This is a genomic window from Lysinibacillus sp. RU7 (assembly GCF_057837305.1).
On sequence record NZ_JBYQFK010000018.1, the window covers coordinates 31,466 to 46,132 of the forward strand.

Annotated in this window: 12 protein-coding genes; 10 read left to right on the forward strand and 2 right to left on the reverse strand. The window is 36.2% G+C overall.

Annotated features, from left to right (window positions below):
- Positions 1–12: 12 nt before the first annotated feature.
- From AC3II9_RS13740 to AC3II9_RS13770, 7 genes are all read left to right on the forward strand, one after another.
- Complete coding sequence (locus AC3II9_RS13740; RefSeq protein WP_489156288.1) at positions 13–1,365, forward strand: PepSY-associated TM helix domain-containing protein; 1,353 nt, start codon at positions 13–15, stop codon at positions 1,363–1,365.
- Positions 1,366–1,392: 27 nt separating this feature from the next.
- Complete coding sequence (locus AC3II9_RS13745; RefSeq protein ID WP_489156290.1) at positions 1,393–1,863, forward strand: FixH family protein; 471 nt, start codon at positions 1,393–1,395, stop codon at positions 1,861–1,863.
- Between the two features lie 547 nt (positions 1,864–2,410).
- Positions 2,411–3,103, forward strand: coding sequence for a response regulator transcription factor (locus tag AC3II9_RS13750; protein ID WP_489156292.1), 693 nt, complete (start codon positions 2,411–2,413; stop codon positions 3,101–3,103).
- A complete protein-coding gene (locus tag AC3II9_RS13755) occupies positions 3,090–5,156 on the forward strand; it encodes a HAMP domain-containing sensor histidine kinase (RefSeq protein WP_489156294.1) in 2,067 nt (688 codons plus the stop codon). The genes AC3II9_RS13750 and AC3II9_RS13755 overlap by 14 nt, the downstream gene beginning before the upstream one ends.
- Before the next feature lie 295 nt (positions 5,157–5,451).
- On the forward strand, positions 5,452–6,480 hold the full coding sequence (gene splB, locus AC3II9_RS13760; RefSeq protein WP_489156295.1) for a spore photoproduct lyase: 1,029 nt from the start codon (positions 5,452–5,454) through the stop codon (positions 6,478–6,480).
- Positions 6,481–7,045: 565 nt separating this feature from the next.
- Positions 7,046–8,266, forward strand: a complete 1,221-nt coding sequence (locus tag AC3II9_RS13765) for a GHKL domain-containing protein (RefSeq protein WP_489156385.1) — start codon at positions 7,046–7,048, stop codon at positions 8,264–8,266.
- 497 nt (positions 8,267–8,763) lie between these two features.
- Positions 8,764–10,077, forward strand: a complete 1,314-nt coding sequence (locus AC3II9_RS13770; RefSeq protein WP_489156296.1) for a sensor histidine kinase — start codon at positions 8,764–8,766, stop codon at positions 10,075–10,077.
- 50 nt (positions 10,078–10,127) lie between these two features.
- Here the strand turns inward: AC3II9_RS13770 and AC3II9_RS13775 are convergent, their stop codons facing one another.
- Positions 10,128–11,543, reverse strand: a complete 1,416-nt coding sequence (locus tag AC3II9_RS13775) for a glycoside hydrolase family 18 protein (protein WP_489156298.1) — start codon at positions 11,541–11,543, stop codon at positions 10,128–10,130.
- Positions 11,544–11,722: 179 nt separating this feature from the next.
- Between AC3II9_RS13775 and AC3II9_RS13780 the strand changes: the two genes are divergently transcribed.
- Together AC3II9_RS13780 and AC3II9_RS13785 are read left to right on the forward strand one after the other, a co-directional pair.
- Entirely contained in the window at positions 11,723–12,361 is a 639-nt protein-coding gene (locus tag AC3II9_RS13780; RefSeq protein WP_489156300.1) for an NAD(P)H-dependent oxidoreductase, read from the forward strand.
- 215 nt (positions 12,362–12,576) lie between these two features.
- The gene (locus tag AC3II9_RS13785; protein WP_391376490.1) at positions 12,577–12,801 is read left to right on the forward strand and encodes a DUF1540 domain-containing protein; all 225 of its coding nucleotides are present in this window, start codon (positions 12,577–12,579) and stop codon (positions 12,799–12,801) included.
- Positions 12,802–12,951: 150 nt separating this feature from the next.
- On the opposite strand, the gene AC3II9_RS13790 is transcribed toward AC3II9_RS13785, so the two are convergent.
- The gene (locus tag AC3II9_RS13790; RefSeq protein WP_489156301.1) at positions 12,952–13,584 is read right to left on the reverse strand and encodes a hypothetical protein; all 633 of its coding nucleotides are present in this window, start codon (positions 13,582–13,584) and stop codon (positions 12,952–12,954) included.
- 204 nt (positions 13,585–13,788) lie between these two features.
- Here AC3II9_RS13790 and AC3II9_RS13795 point away from each other — a divergent pair, with 204 nt between their 5' ends.
- Positions 13,789–14,604 carry a helix-turn-helix domain-containing protein gene (locus AC3II9_RS13795; RefSeq protein ID WP_489156302.1) on the forward strand — a complete coding sequence of 272 codons (816 nt, stop codon included), beginning with the start codon at positions 13,789–13,791 and terminating at the stop codon, positions 14,602–14,604.
- Positions 14,605–14,667: the final 63 nt, after the last annotated feature.

Sequence of the window (14,667 nt, forward strand, 5' to 3'; positions counted from 1 at the left end):
TACCTGTTATTGATGATGAATGAAAAAAACAAAAAATCCAGTAGTGCGTTATATAAAACCATGTGGAGATGGCATTTTTATGCAGGTTTAATTATTACACCATTTTTAGTTATTTTAGCTATTACAGGTGGCATTTATCTATTTCAACCACAGATAGAACAGCACTTATATCAAGAATATTATGAAGTAACACCAACAGGAGAAAGAATTTCTGTTGATCAGCAAATTGCAACAGTGAAGGAACTCTATCCAGAAGCAACGGTGACAAGTTATCGCCCAGGGGAAACAGAAGATCGTTCCAGTGAGGTAGGAATTAGTTTAGGCGATGAGTCATTTACAATTTTTATGGATCCTTATACAGGGAAAGAGATTGGTCATTTAAATAATAGTGATCGAATCATGGATAAGATTGAAGAAATACATGGTGAATTAATGATTGGGACAACGGGGGACCGCATTGTAGAATTAGTGACATGTTGGGCGATTCTACTAATCATTACAGGACTATATCTTTGGTTTCCTCGTAAAAATAAAGGAATGGCAGGCATTTTATATCCGCGTTTTAAAAAAGGACAGAAAATCTTCCGAAGAGATTTGCATGCGGTACCTGCGTTTTGGGTAACTGCGGGGATGCTATTTTTAATTATGACAGGATTACCATGGTCAGGGTTTTGGGGGACTAACTTCCAAAATATCGTGACAAATGCTGGTCTGGGATATCCACCATCTATTTGGACAGGAAGTGCACCAGATTCCATTACCAAAACAAAAGAAATTGCGGATGTTCCATGGGCTGCAGAAAATTTAGATGTACCAGAATCAACAATACAGGATTATAAACCATTATCCATTGATGATTTGGTGCAAATTGCAAAGCGTGAAGAGATTGATTCTAGTTATACTATTTATATTCCTCAAACAAAAGAAGGGGTTTATACATTTTCTGCTTTTCCAGCTAAGGCACAAAATGAAGTAACGATGCATATTGATCAATATTCGGGTGCCATATTAGCAGATTATCGCTATGAAAACTATCATTTCATTGGCAAAATGATAGCATGGGGAATTACTTTGCATAAAGGAACTCAATTTGGTATTGTTAATCAGCTAATTGGCTTAGTTGTTTGTTTAGGTATTGTATTAACAGCAGTAAGTGGTTTTTATTTATGGTTGAAACGTAAGCCTAGTAAGCAATTAGGTGCACCAGCAGCGCCGAGTGTCAAAAAGATGAAAGGCTTTTTAGGTATTTTAATTTTACTTGGTCTTATTTTCCCTCTCGTCGGTTTATCCCTAATAGTTGTGTGGTTATTTGATTGGTTAATAATCCAACGCATACCGGCTATGAAGCAATTCTTTAATGCTTAAACAAATGGAGAGAAGGGAGATTATTCAATGAAAAAAATACACTTACTACTTATCGTCTTAGTTACTTGTATTTGTTTAAGTGCTTGCATCGCTGATCCAAACGCAAGTCAACTTTACAAAAAAGAAGTTCCACTTGAAGCTGAGATTATTTTACCGGAACCGTTTGAACCAACAAAAGCTGCAACCATTAACGTAATACTTACACAAGATGGCGAGAAAGTAGAAAATCCGGAATTCGTTCACTTAAAAATTTGGAAAAGAGATGGCACTATCAAATATGAAATGACTGAAGCGCATAATGATGGGAATGGTCAATACAGTCTAAGTAAAGGATTTGAGAGTGAAGGTCTTTATTATGTTCAAGTTCATGCAAGTCATAATGGCTCCATTATTATGCCAACAAAACAGTTCATTGTTGGTGACTTATCAGAAAGCGATAAGAAAGCACTACAATCGGATGCACCTATCTCTGGAGGGAGCTCAGCGAATCATCATTAATGCATTAAATGATTCAATGTCGAAATTGGTTCTTTATTAAAAAGAAACGGATATAAAAGCATTACGGAGCTTATGCTTACCAGCAGAAAGCGTCCACTTGGAATGAGCAGTTCGTTTTTCTTACTTATTATTCTTTTAGTTGATTGATGGACAATAAAACTTTTAAAAGCTTTATTACATTTTCATGTGTAGTAAAGCTTTTTTTATATCGAAATTAAATAATTTTACTATCTTTGTACATTATCATTCCATTAACAAACGTTGATCCTTTACTCATTAGGCCCTTCTTTCTATCATTTTGAATATAGTGGAAAATTGAACTTTATAGTGAAAATTCAATTTTTAATAAAATAGCGATACACCTCAGATATGTTAACTATACAAATACTAGTATATGATAAGGATGCTTTTTAGTGTAATGTACCATATAAAACACTAAGAAAATCTTAAGAATTGGTGTGTGAGTTTGTTAAGATTTACTTAGTATCATGTCCTTATACGAATCCTATAGGGGTGATTAAATGAGCGGGAAGCAATGGAGGAGTGAATGGAATTGAACATTTTGATTTGTGATGATGATAAAGAAATTGTTAGGGCGATTAGCATTTATTTGGAAAATGAAGGGTATCAAGTATTCAAAGCGTACAACGGGGTAGAGGCGATTGATGTTATTCGCGATCACACGATTCACCTCATTATTATGGATATTATGATGCCGAAAATGGATGGTATTACAGCGACGATGAAGATTCGCCAAGAGAATATGATTCCGTTAATTATGCTGTCTGCGAAATCGGAGGATCATGATAAAATACTCGGTTTAAATATTGGCGCAGATGATTATATGGCTAAGCCGTTTAATCCATTAGAACTCGTAGCGAGGGTGAAATCGCAGCTCAGAAGATATACGACATTTGGTAGCCTTGAGGTGAACAGTTCTGTACATCAAACAGGTGGGCTCACGATTGATGACGAACGGAAAATCATTACGGTTGATAAAGAAGAGGTTCATTTGACACCAGTACAGTATAAAATTTTAAAGCTGCTGACCGCAAATGCGGGGAGAGTGTTCACTATTGAAGAAATTTATGAAAAGGTATGGAATGAAAGGGCCATCAATCCAGAAAATACAGTGGCGGTTCATATTCGAAAAATTCGAGAAAAAATCGAAATCAATCCGAAAGAGCCGAAATATTTAAAAGTAGTTTGGGGAGTGGGGTATAAAGTTGAGAAATATTAGTCATGCACTTATTACGAAAGTGTTAGTATTTGTGCTTGCGATCGTTTGTATCACAGGGGCAATAAAGGCTATCATCGACACGGAATATGTAGATGAGGCCGATTTTAGCAGTATATATCATAATCATTATTTTGAAAGCTGGGCATTCGCTGATGAAAGTCAAAGTCTTACTACCGTCCTCACACAATTAATTAGTAAATATAAAAGTGAAGAATATATTTTAAGCGGTAAAGCACTGGCTGAACAAGAGATGAGAGAAATCGAAGAAGAGTTATTTTATGATTACAGTGATTCCTACAGATATAACCCGAAATTAAGTGAAGTGGAAAATAATCGCATTTACGAAGAACAATATGCAGAGAACATCAATCGTAAAAAAGACGCAAAAATAAGAGAACAGGTAAGAGAGTTTTATCGGTTACTTGACAGACTCGAATCACATGAAGGCATCGTGTATTATGCGACTGATGGAGAGCATGTCTTTTCTAATAGTGAACGAACAAAGAAAGAGCAATTTGAATCATTTAATGCGTATATGCTATATGAGGATTATCAACAAAAAATTTATCCAGATGAAGTGAAAGAAAACAGGTACTTTAATTACTTTAGACACGAAGTGGAACAATTAAATCCGCAAACAGATATCATTTATATGGCGTTTACAGACTCTTTCTTACAATCAAAAATAGCGGAATGGGAAAAAGATAAAGAGATTGCTACACGTAATTTTTATGCATTCATTGGATTTTTAGTTGGATTTATTTTATCCTTTGTGTATTTAGTCATTGTAATTGGCAGAACATCATTTCAAGATAAAGAAATTCATTTCCATGTCATTGACAAACTATATAATGACCTTAATATTTTGTTCATTTTTTGTCTAACACCGATGTGGATAGCGGTGATGGATACAATGATTGTTGAAGGTGTGCATGAGCTGTACATGCTTATCACCGTACCAGTTTATATCATTGCGTTACTGCTAATTTTATCGCTCATCAAGCATATGAAAAATAGAACATTGCTGCAGCATACACTCATTTATCAAATTCTCTATAAGGTATTCATCTTGGTGAAAAATGTATTTGATAGTGGGCGTACAGGGAGGAAAATTGCGCTACTTGTTATCGGTTATCCAGTAGTAGTGGCGGCAACAATTTTCATGTTTCCGATTACGATTGGGCTAGCTGTTTGGTTTGCGCTGAAAAAGGTAAAGTCGTTTAATCGCATTAAAGAAGGTGTAGAGCAAATTAAAAACGGCGATCTTCATCACCGAATTGACGTAGAGGGACAAGGAGAGTTTAGCCAACTGGCAGAAAATATTAATCGTATTACCGATGGATTGAAAAAGTCGGTAGATAGTGAAATTAAGAGTGAGCGTTTAAAAACAGAGCTCATTACGAATGTTTCGCATGATATTCGAACACCCTTAACGTCCATTATTACGTATGTCGATTTGTTAAAAATAGAAAAGGACCCTGAAAAAATGGCTGAATATATCGATGTATTAGATCAAAAATCGAAAAGACTGAAGCTGTTAACGGATGATTTATTTGAAGCGGCTAAAGCGTCAAGTGGCAATATGCCTGTGCAGTTAGAGCGAATTGATATCGTGTCGTTACTTACACAAGGCATCGGCGAAATGGATGAACAAATTGAAGCGTCGTCATTAGATTTTAAGTTATCGTATCCAACTGAAAAGATGTATGTGCAGGCGGATGGGAAATTATTATGGCGCTCAATCGAAAACTTATTCTCGAATATTTTTAAATATGCACAGCCTGCATCAAGGGTATATATTGATGTTGAAGATGTAGGGAATGAAATACGCGTGACATTCAAAAATATTTCCGCCTATGAATTGAATATTTCCGCAGAGGAATTAATGGAACGCTTTAAGCGCGGCGATGAATCGAGATCAAGTCAGGGAAGCGGATTAGGATTATCGATTGCTGAAAGCCTCATTGATATACAACATGGAAAGTTTATTGTGCAAGTAGATGGCGATTTATTTAAGGCGATCATTTCTTTACCAAAATTTCTAAATGAATAATTATTAAGGATTGCTGGGGTGTACTGAAAGTTTTTACTTTCTGGACACCCCTTTGATTTTTCTTAATCAGAGGAACTTTTTTTAAATATAAAGAAATATTTGCTTTTACCGTAGCACAAGCTTTGCAATTGAATCTGGCATTTTTAGGAGTACGCACCGAGTTATAAATTCCTCTTTACAAGCCAACCTAAAAGTATTGACATAGAGGAAGGTGACGTTGTGTGAAAGGGAACCAATATGGGCAGTATGTCGACTCAATATGTACAAGGAATACGTATTACAGGGGAGAACGAATATGAATAAACCTTTTATCCCTCAGCTTGTTTATTTTGAGCCGAAAGCGCTGGAGTATCCGCTAGGAAGAGAGCTGAAAGAAAAATTTGAACAGCTAGGTGTTGAGATTCGCTATACGACCTCGCATAACCAAGTCCGAAATCTGCCAGGAGACAATGAATTTCAACAGTATCGGATGGCCAAATCGACACTTGTGGTGGGCATTCGAAAGACGTTGAAGTTTGATACATCGAAGCCATCTGCGGAATATGCGATCCCATTTGCGACTGGCTGTATGGGGCATTGTCATTATTGCTATTTACAAACGACGATGGGAAGCAAGCCTTATATCCGTACATATGTGAATGTGGAGGAGATTTTGGCAGCGGCAGATGCTTATATAGCCGAACGTGCACCTGATATTACGCGATTTGAAGCTTCTTGTACGTCTGATATTGTGGGCATTGACCACTTAACACATACGCTAAAAAGAGCAATTGAACATTTTGGTCAAACGGAACATGGAAGATTACGATTTGTGACGAAATTCCACCATGTCGATCACTTACTTGACGCGAAACATAATGGACATACGCGATTTCGTTTTAGCATCAATGCCGATTATGTCATTAAACACTTTGAGCCAGGCACTTCGCCATTAGCGAAGCGTATTGAGGCAGCTGGAAAAGTCGCAAGAGCAGGGTATCCACTTGGGTTTATCGTCGCCCCGATTTATTTACATGAAGGCTGGAAAGAGGGCTACTATCATATGTTTGAGCGCTTGGACGCGGAGTTACCGCAAGATGCTAGGGATGATATCACCTTTGAATTCATCCAGCACCGATTTACGAAGCCTGCTAAAAAGGTCATTCAAAAAAACTATCCGAAGACGAAACTAACATTAGATGAATCGACAAGACGGTATAAATGGGGGAAATACGGCATCGGTAAATACATTTATCAAAAAGAAGAAGAAGAAGATATTAAAAAGTATTTAAGTGAGTATATGGAAAAATTCTTTCCAAATGCGAAGTTTGAATACTTTACTTGAATAGTTTCTAGACTGTTATCAATCAAAAAGGGGCTAAACATAAGCTTTGGATTAGCCCCTTTTTTAATTATGATGCTTCCTGAGACATTTTCACCATATTTAACGAGATAAAATATATCAAGTTAGGGATAAATTGTTTATTTAAACATTAAAATGAATGTTTTTTACAAATGCTCTCTGCTTGTATGACAGGAGTATATTTATACTTGTTGATATTATGATAGAATAATAACAAAATATTTATTCATGAATAAGTTAATCAGGGGAGAATTTGTAGTACTTAGTGAGGTGGATGAAGAACAGATTAGGTGAAAGGTATCTTATTGGGTCTATAGCATTTAGTATTAGATGTTCTAATTTATATACCCAAAATATTTTGCAAAAGTCCTGAATTAGGTGGATTTTCATAGTTTAATTGTATGATATAAAGGGGATTTGAATATAGAGATAAGGGTGTACAATTTTTATGAAGAGACATAAAATAAGGTTGATTTTTATTTTAGCCGCTGTTTTATTATTAGTTTTTATTAGTATAAGTTTGTATTCCACATCTTTAAGGACGAAGATGACAGTGGAAGAGTCCATTGTAAATCAAAATCTAACGGCAGCGAAATCGATTGCTTCAGCAATGGATATTGATACATATGAACAGTTTTTAAGTAACCGCGCGCGCACGGAACAGTATTGGAAGATTCGAAATTATTTAAATGACGCAAGGGAAAAAACAGGGGCTTTGTATGTGTATACAATGGAAGTGGATAATCCAAAAGTAGCCACATCATTAATAGTAGGACACCCTCCAAGTAAAGTGGGGACTAAAGACAATTTTCCAATTGGTGATGTTTGTAGTGTGCCGGAAGCGCAAGTGAAGGTGGCTTACTTTGAAGGGAAACCGTTTGTGACAGACATCATTGAGGATGCTCGATATGGTACTTATTTGACGGTTGGTGTACCCATTAAAAGTGAAAAGGGTCAGATTATTGGTTATTTGGGGATTGATATAAGTGCAGAGACAATCGAGAGTATTCAAAATACGGTTCAAGAAAATAATGTGAAAATTTTTGAACTTAATGTCGTATTTACTTTAGGTGTAATTGCTTCCTTTTTACTTTTACAAAGCTGGTACCAAAAAGAAGTAGCGACAGAAGTAGGGTATACAGAAGATACATATCAAAATGAAATTAGAGCATTAATTGCCTCTGTTTCTTCCTTAAGACATGATTTTACAAATCATATTCAAGTGATGCATGGGCTTTTAAAAATCGGGGCTGTGGATGAGGCTGAGAAATATGTGAACGCTTTATATAAAGAAGCGCAGGCAATTGAATCGATTAAACTCAATATCGATCATCCGGGTCTTTCCATCTTATTGCAAACAAAAAAGCTAGCTGCACAAAATCATCAGATTGAGATGGATATTACAACTGCTCATCACTCCTTCGATCAACTGAAAACAACGGATTTGATTAAAATATTGTCTAATTTAATTGATAATGCGATGGATGCAGCGCTAGAATTACAAGAGCATGAACGTAAAATAGTGGTTATTTGTGAAGCAAATGACACGCATTATATATTTAAAATTATCAATACCGGACCTAACATTGTCGATAAGGAACGGATTTTCCACCCAGGTTATACGACAAAAAAAGAACAGCCAGGAAAGGAAAGAGGACAAGGGTTGTTTATCGTAAAGGAAATTGTCCATAAATATGACGGTCATATTTCCATTGAATCAACAAATCCTTTAGAGACAACCGCTATTGTAGAAATTCCTTTAAAATAAGCATGAAGGGGCGTCGGATTTAGATAGCCCCTAATTTCAACAAATTTTCTTTAACCTAACATAAATGGACTGCAGTGATGCCACCAACATTTTAAATGGTGTTTCTAACAATCCCCAAAAAAATCATTCCTCTATTGCGAGCCGCGCAGTAAAATCGTAAACGGTACCCACAATGTCCACTCCAATATTCAATAGAATAATCCCTCTATCTTAGTGCTCCTTAAAGTGTTTGAAAATCTGCTTTAGTTAAACATTAAAATAAATGTTTTTTTATAAGTAATCTCTACTTGTATGATAGGAATATTTTTATACTTGCTAATAATATGATAGAATATTAACAACGTAACTTATTCACTAGCGATTTAATGAAGAATGTTTATTTATAGGGCTTAAGGGGCGTATTTTTATTTTCTAACATTCTATAATTACGTACTTACTATAGTCTAATAGTTCGTTATAAAGAGGTTTTTAATATATATAAGGATGTACAACTTTTTATGAAGAGACATAAAATAAAGCGGATTTTTATGTTAGCCGTTGTTTTATTATTAGTTTTTATTAGTACCAGTTTGTATATTACAACGTTAAGGACGAAGGTCATTGTTGAAGAATCAATCGCTAATCAAAGTTTAGCAGCGGCGCAGTCTATTGCTGCTGCGATGGATATTGATACATACGAACAATTTTTAAATAACCCTGTGCGCAATGAACACTATTGGGCAATTAGAAATTATTTAAATGATGCAAGGGAAAAAATAGGCGCCCTATATGTGTATACACTTGAGATTGATAATCCTAAAGTATCGAAATCCATGATTGTCGGTGGACCGAAAGAGGTAGTAGATAAGGTTGCGATAGGGGAAGTTTGTACTGTACCTGAAGAACAGGTGGCTATTGCTTATTATAAAGAAAAGTCCTATGTTACTAAGCTGATAGAAGATTTCAACTATGATAGTACATATTTATCCGTAGGGGCACCGATTAAAAATAAAGATGGACAAGTAATCGGCTATTTAGGTATTGATATTAGTGCAGAAACAATGAATGAAATTAAGCTAGTAGCAATCGAAAATAATTTATTTCTTCTTTTTATCAATAGTATTTTCATCTTCATTGTAATTACTTCCTTTTGGCTTTTACAAAGATGGTATCAAAAAGAAGTGGTGACAGAAGTAGGCTATACAGAAGATACGTATCAAAACGAAATTAAAACATTAATCGCCTCTGTTTCTTCTTTAAGACACGATTTTACGAATCATATTCAGGTGATGCATGGGCTTTTACAAATTGAGGCTGTGGATGAAGCAGAAAAATATGTGAACGCTTTATATAAAGAAGCGCAGGCAATTGAATCGATTAAACTCAATATCGATCATCCAGGTCTATCCATCTTATTACAAACGAAAAAATTAGCTGCACAAAATCATCAGATTGAGATGAATATTACGGCTTTTCATCATTCCTTTGATCAACTGAAAACAACGGATTTGATTAAAATATTGTCCAATTTAATTGATAATGCGATGGATGCAACGCTAGAGTTACCGGAGCATGAGCGTAAAATAGCGGTTATTTGTGAAGCGAATGAGACACATTATATATTCAAAATTATCAATACCGGACCTAATATTGTCGATAAGGAACGTATTTTCCATCAAGGCTATACGACAAAAAAAGAACAGCAAGGAAAGGAAAGAGGACAAGGGTTGTTTATCGTAAAGGAAATTGTCCATAAATATGACGGTCATATTTCGATTGAATCAACAAATCCTTTAGAAACAACTGTTATTGTAGAAATTCCTTTAAAATAAGTGTAAAAGGGGCGTCCGAGAGTTCTTGGACGCCCCTTTTTCTAGTGAGTTCAATACGTTAATTTTCGAATGAGAAAGTTATCGTCTAATAGGACCCAGTTTTGAGGGAATGGGTAGCCTAATACCCAGTAGCTGATGCCTTGTAAGTTATATTCTTTCACTAAATCAAATTTCGCTTGTGCACTTCTGGCGTCTTCAAACCATACTTCATGCTGCTGACCTTGTTCATCTACATAACGGAAAAATGGGGATTGCGCGGTTGTATCGTATTGAATCGTGACATTATATTGATTTGCACGTCGAATAGCTTCTTGGGCACTAATTGTTTCGGCTTCTTGTCCTTTCATGTGTGGTACTTTCCAATCCCTTGCGTAAATTTGAAAACCTAAAAAGAGTTTATTGGCTGGTATGACAGATAAGGCATATTCGACAACACTTCTCATTTGATTGATAGGTGAGATTGCTGTCGGTGGTCCGCCTCTCCACCCCCATTCATAAGTCATTAAGACAACAAAATCAACAATCTTGCCATGCGCCTCGTAGTCATGTGCTTCATATAAAAGACCTTGCTGCGTGGAGCTTGTTTTCGGCGCAACGGCAGTGGAGACAAAATAGTCCTTTGGATGTAGTCGATCTACAGCCAATTGGAGAAAGGTATTATAATGTTCACGATCCTCTGGGAGTACATTTTCAAAATCAACGTTGATCCCTTTATAGCCTTTCGCATCCATCACTTGAAGAATATTGGTCATTAATTTTTCTCGCAAATCAGGACTAGTTAAAACGATATGCGCTAAATTAGATCCAGCTTCCGTTGAAGTGAAGTTTGTAATAGACATCATCGGTATGACACCATGAGCCTTTGCTGCAGCTATCATTAAATCATCGTCAAATGGCTCTAATGTTCCATCTTCTTTTACCATATAAGCAAATGGACTAACATATGTGAATAAAGGACTGAGTGTATTGATGGATTTAGCCCCAGCTTCATCACTTTGATACGTATAGGCATTTACCTCAATCGTTGGTTTTGCTCTCGGAATGATTAATTGTACGCCAGTATAAATAATATTTGGATTTTGAATTTGATTGGCGTCAATAATCATTTGAGTAGAAATACCATACAGTTTGGCGATTTGCCATAGTGTTTCCCCAGGTTGAACGACGTGGATGATAGGTGGAATATACAGTCGCATACCGGGATAGAGAACATCTGGATTTGGCAGTTCGTTTGTAAGGATAATAGCATCTACTGAAACGCCGTACCGCTGTGCAATCGTCCATAACGTTTCTCCTTCCTTCACCGTATGCATAGATCCAGGTACAGGAATTAGGATTGATTGGCCAATCAATAGTTGGTTTGGATCTGGTAGTTGATTGATTTGCTGGATGGCATCTACATGGATGTTGTAACGATTCGCTAATTCCCAAAGTGACTCGCCTTTACGAACAACATGAATAATCACTGTACAGCTCCTTTTGATTGATATGTTACTGCATCATATGCTTGTTCATTCAGGATAAGAAAAAATAATGCTTTTTGCTATGTGTATTAGCGCCTCTTTTCTAAGTAGAAGATTGGATTTACAGAAATGGCACATAATAATGTTGAGTGCGGAAAACTAATGAAGGAAAGAGGATTATGATGAATGTACTAGTCGTAAAAGCAAATAATCGTCCAGATGGCGTTTCAACACGAATGTATGAAGTGTTTATACAACAATTAGAAGAAAAAGAAAACATCCATATGACAACATTTGATGTATTTAAAGAAGATATGCCTTATTTTGGCCAAGATATATATAATGCTTACGGTAAATTAGAACATAATGAAGAATTAACGGAATTAGAGGCGCGTTTAATCACAGCGCAGCAAAAAGCGCAGCAAGCAATCAAAGAGGCTGATGTTGTCGTATTTGCCTTTCCGTTATGGAATTTAACGATTCCAGCGCCATTACACACATTTTTTGATTACACATATGCCGTTAACTTTGGCTTTAAATATAACTCAGAAGGGAAGCTAGTTCAATTATTAACGGACAAAAAATCTATAATATTAAATGCACGTGGCGGTATATACTCTACCCCGGAAAAAGTATCAATGGAAATGGCTGTGAATTATGTACGAAATGTAGTAGTAAACATTTTTGGCATGGCTTTAATCGATGAAGTGATTATTGAAGGGCATCATGCAAAGCCACAGGAAGCCAATGCAATTGTTGCTGCTGGAATTGAAAAAGTAAAGGCGGCAGCCCATAAAGTAGCCGCATTAATGGAAATGTAGTCAGATAGTGAATGGATGAAAGCAGCTGTCATAGCTGCTTTCTTAATATGCTAAAATCGATACCATTTTTGGTACAAAAGTGCAAAAAAGTTATGATAAAAGAAAATAAAAACTCCTCCAAGTGGGCAAGATACATGATGAAGAGTACGAAAAAGGAGTCCATATGTCCCTTTTGTATATTTCTTCAAGTATCACATCCAAGGAGGAGAAGCATTATGCCAACTGTTCAAGTAAACTGTACTGTATCGAATTGTGTATTCCATGCCAAAGGAAATATTTGTGGAGCCGAAAAAATCACCGTTGATATGGACCACCATCCCGATTATAAGAACAAAGCGAATACAGAGTTTGCTGCTGATTTTGACTTCCGTAAAATTACGGAAGAGGCAAGCCATTCTTCTGATACGTGCTGTAAGACGTTCAAACCGAAAGGGAAATAAGAAGGCAAATGAACGAATAGTACACATTTTGCAAAGGGAAGAAGGGCTCTTTTTAGTCCTTCTTCCTTTTCTATTATCAAGATGCCCTAAACATCCATAAAATTAAAACAAGCATGTTTTGCCAATATAGGAAGAGGATGTCCCTATGCATTAAAAGGAGAATGTTTGAAGTTCATAATCTAAGTTTTCAAAGCTATCTACTGTAATCGTACTGAGCTGGAAGTAAGTTTGGATTTCTTCGGTTACACCGTCAAAGTCGTTCTCATCTTCGACTACTAATACATCTAACTGGATCGCTACATCACCAAGATCGGTTTGAAGAAGGCTAGCGATTTCTTGTGCTTTTTCCTCTGTTACCGGTTCGTTTGTAATTAGTTTAATATCCAGTTTTTCGATAGGTGCATTTGCATAAGAGATCGCCTCAGTTACACCTGCTAGATGTGCTTTCGTCATAGCTAATCCATCGATACGTTGTTCAATTAATTTGTTCAGCTCGATATTGACATTTTCGGCATAGTATTCCCCGAAAACTTCTCCGTCTTTTACTTCAAAATCATAGATCGCGCGAGTATTTAATGATTGAACGGTCATTTTAAAATCATTGCTAAATGGATTTTTCGCTGCTGTCGACTGTGCTATTGTAAAGTCTTCGTTATACATTTCGTTTAATGTGTCGATTGCCTCTTGTTCTTTTTTTGAAGCAGTCGTTGTCAGTGTTAAAATCCCTGCGATAATGACTACTAAAATAAGTGATGCTAAAGTGAGTATTTTTTTTCTTGTCATGTTTTAACTTCCTGTTCTTACATATTTTTATTCTATTATTCTCTATCAATTATAAAGTGGCAGTAATGGAAGCGCAATGAAACCGGTGGAGAATGGGGTAGACATGTGATGGATTTTTGAACGGTTCGTTTATTTTATTGAAAAGTTTGTCCCTTTTTCTTTCCTTCATTTCGATAGTAGTTAGTAAAAGGGGAGTGGACTATTATGGCATTTGAGTATTTACGTAAGTATGTGACATTTTCATCTGTAACAGAGATGGATGAACATGTAGCGAAACAGTTAGCTAAACATGAAACGATTTTGACAGAGGCAGAACGGGCTATTGTGTATAAAATTGCGTCCCATGCACTTGCTTATCCAGGTGTAGCGCATTTAAAGGCAGAGACGATTGCGACAAGCTTAAGGTTAAGTACAAAAACGGTTTATCGTGCAGTGAAAAAACTTAGCGAACTAGGCATGATTGAAAAGGTAGCCACAACAAAATTAAATGGTATCAAAGGGGCCAATATTTATCGAATTTTGCCGATTGTCTCATCGGCAATGTCCGAACGGGTAGCAAGAGCGGAAGCAAGTAACCAAGTGGATGAGATGGTAACTTATGAGAATCAATCATCTTTTTCTTTTAATCTTTTAAAAACAAGCTCTATCTATACTATATATAAAGAATTACAAACTGAAATGGAGCACCGAACTGTTTATATGAATGAATTCCAGCAAACACTCTATTATTTACTCATAACACTGCCACTAAAAGACGAGTTAAAGGATGGTCTACATAAAGCGATATTAGCTAGCAGTGTGAACAATAGACACGAGTTTATCCTGGCACGCGATGCATTAATGGGCATCATTCGTGATGTAGAATCAGGGGTGCTTACGATTACCACGACACTTCGAGCGGTTTTCAAGGGTGCTTATGAGAAACACTTTGCTCGTCCAACATGTCCACCAAAACGGATAGAGCCGCAACCGCGAACAAAGGTAGTGTTCTATGATTGGTTAACAGAACGTGAGCAATAGAGGAGGGATTTCACTTTAGTAAAGTTATTGGAAAAATTATGGTAAAACGAATGTCGGTTTGAT

Coding starts and splice junctions, on each gene's coding strand:
- AC3II9_RS13770 (WP_489156296.1), top strand. CDS start 8,764: ATGAAGAGACATAAAATAAAGCGGATTTTTATGTTAGCCGTTGTTTTA.
- AC3II9_RS13795 (WP_489156302.1), top strand. CDS start 13,789: ATGGCATTTGAGTATTTACGTAAGTATGTGACATTTTCATCTGTAACA.
- AC3II9_RS13790 (WP_489156301.1), bottom strand. CDS start 13,584: ATGACAAGAAAAAAAATACTCACTTTAGCATCACTTATTTTAGTAGTC.
- AC3II9_RS13745 (WP_489156290.1), top strand. CDS start 1,393: ATGAAAAAAATACACTTACTACTTATCGTCTTAGTTACTTGTATTTGT.
- AC3II9_RS13785 (WP_391376490.1), top strand. CDS start 12,577: ATGCCAACTGTTCAAGTAAACTGTACTGTATCGAATTGTGTATTCCAT.
- AC3II9_RS13780 (WP_489156300.1), top strand. CDS start 11,723: ATGAATGTACTAGTCGTAAAAGCAAATAATCGTCCAGATGGCGTTTCA.
- AC3II9_RS13740 (WP_489156288.1), top strand. CDS start 13: ATGATGAATGAAAAAAACAAAAAATCCAGTAGTGCGTTATATAAAACC.
- splB (WP_489156295.1), top strand. CDS start 5,452: ATGAATAAACCTTTTATCCCTCAGCTTGTTTATTTTGAGCCGAAAGCG.
- AC3II9_RS13765 (WP_489156385.1), top strand. CDS start 7,046: ATGACAGTGGAAGAGTCCATTGTAAATCAAAATCTAACGGCAGCGAAA.
- AC3II9_RS13750 (WP_489156292.1), top strand. CDS start 2,411: ATGGAATTGAACATTTTGATTTGTGATGATGATAAAGAAATTGTTAGG.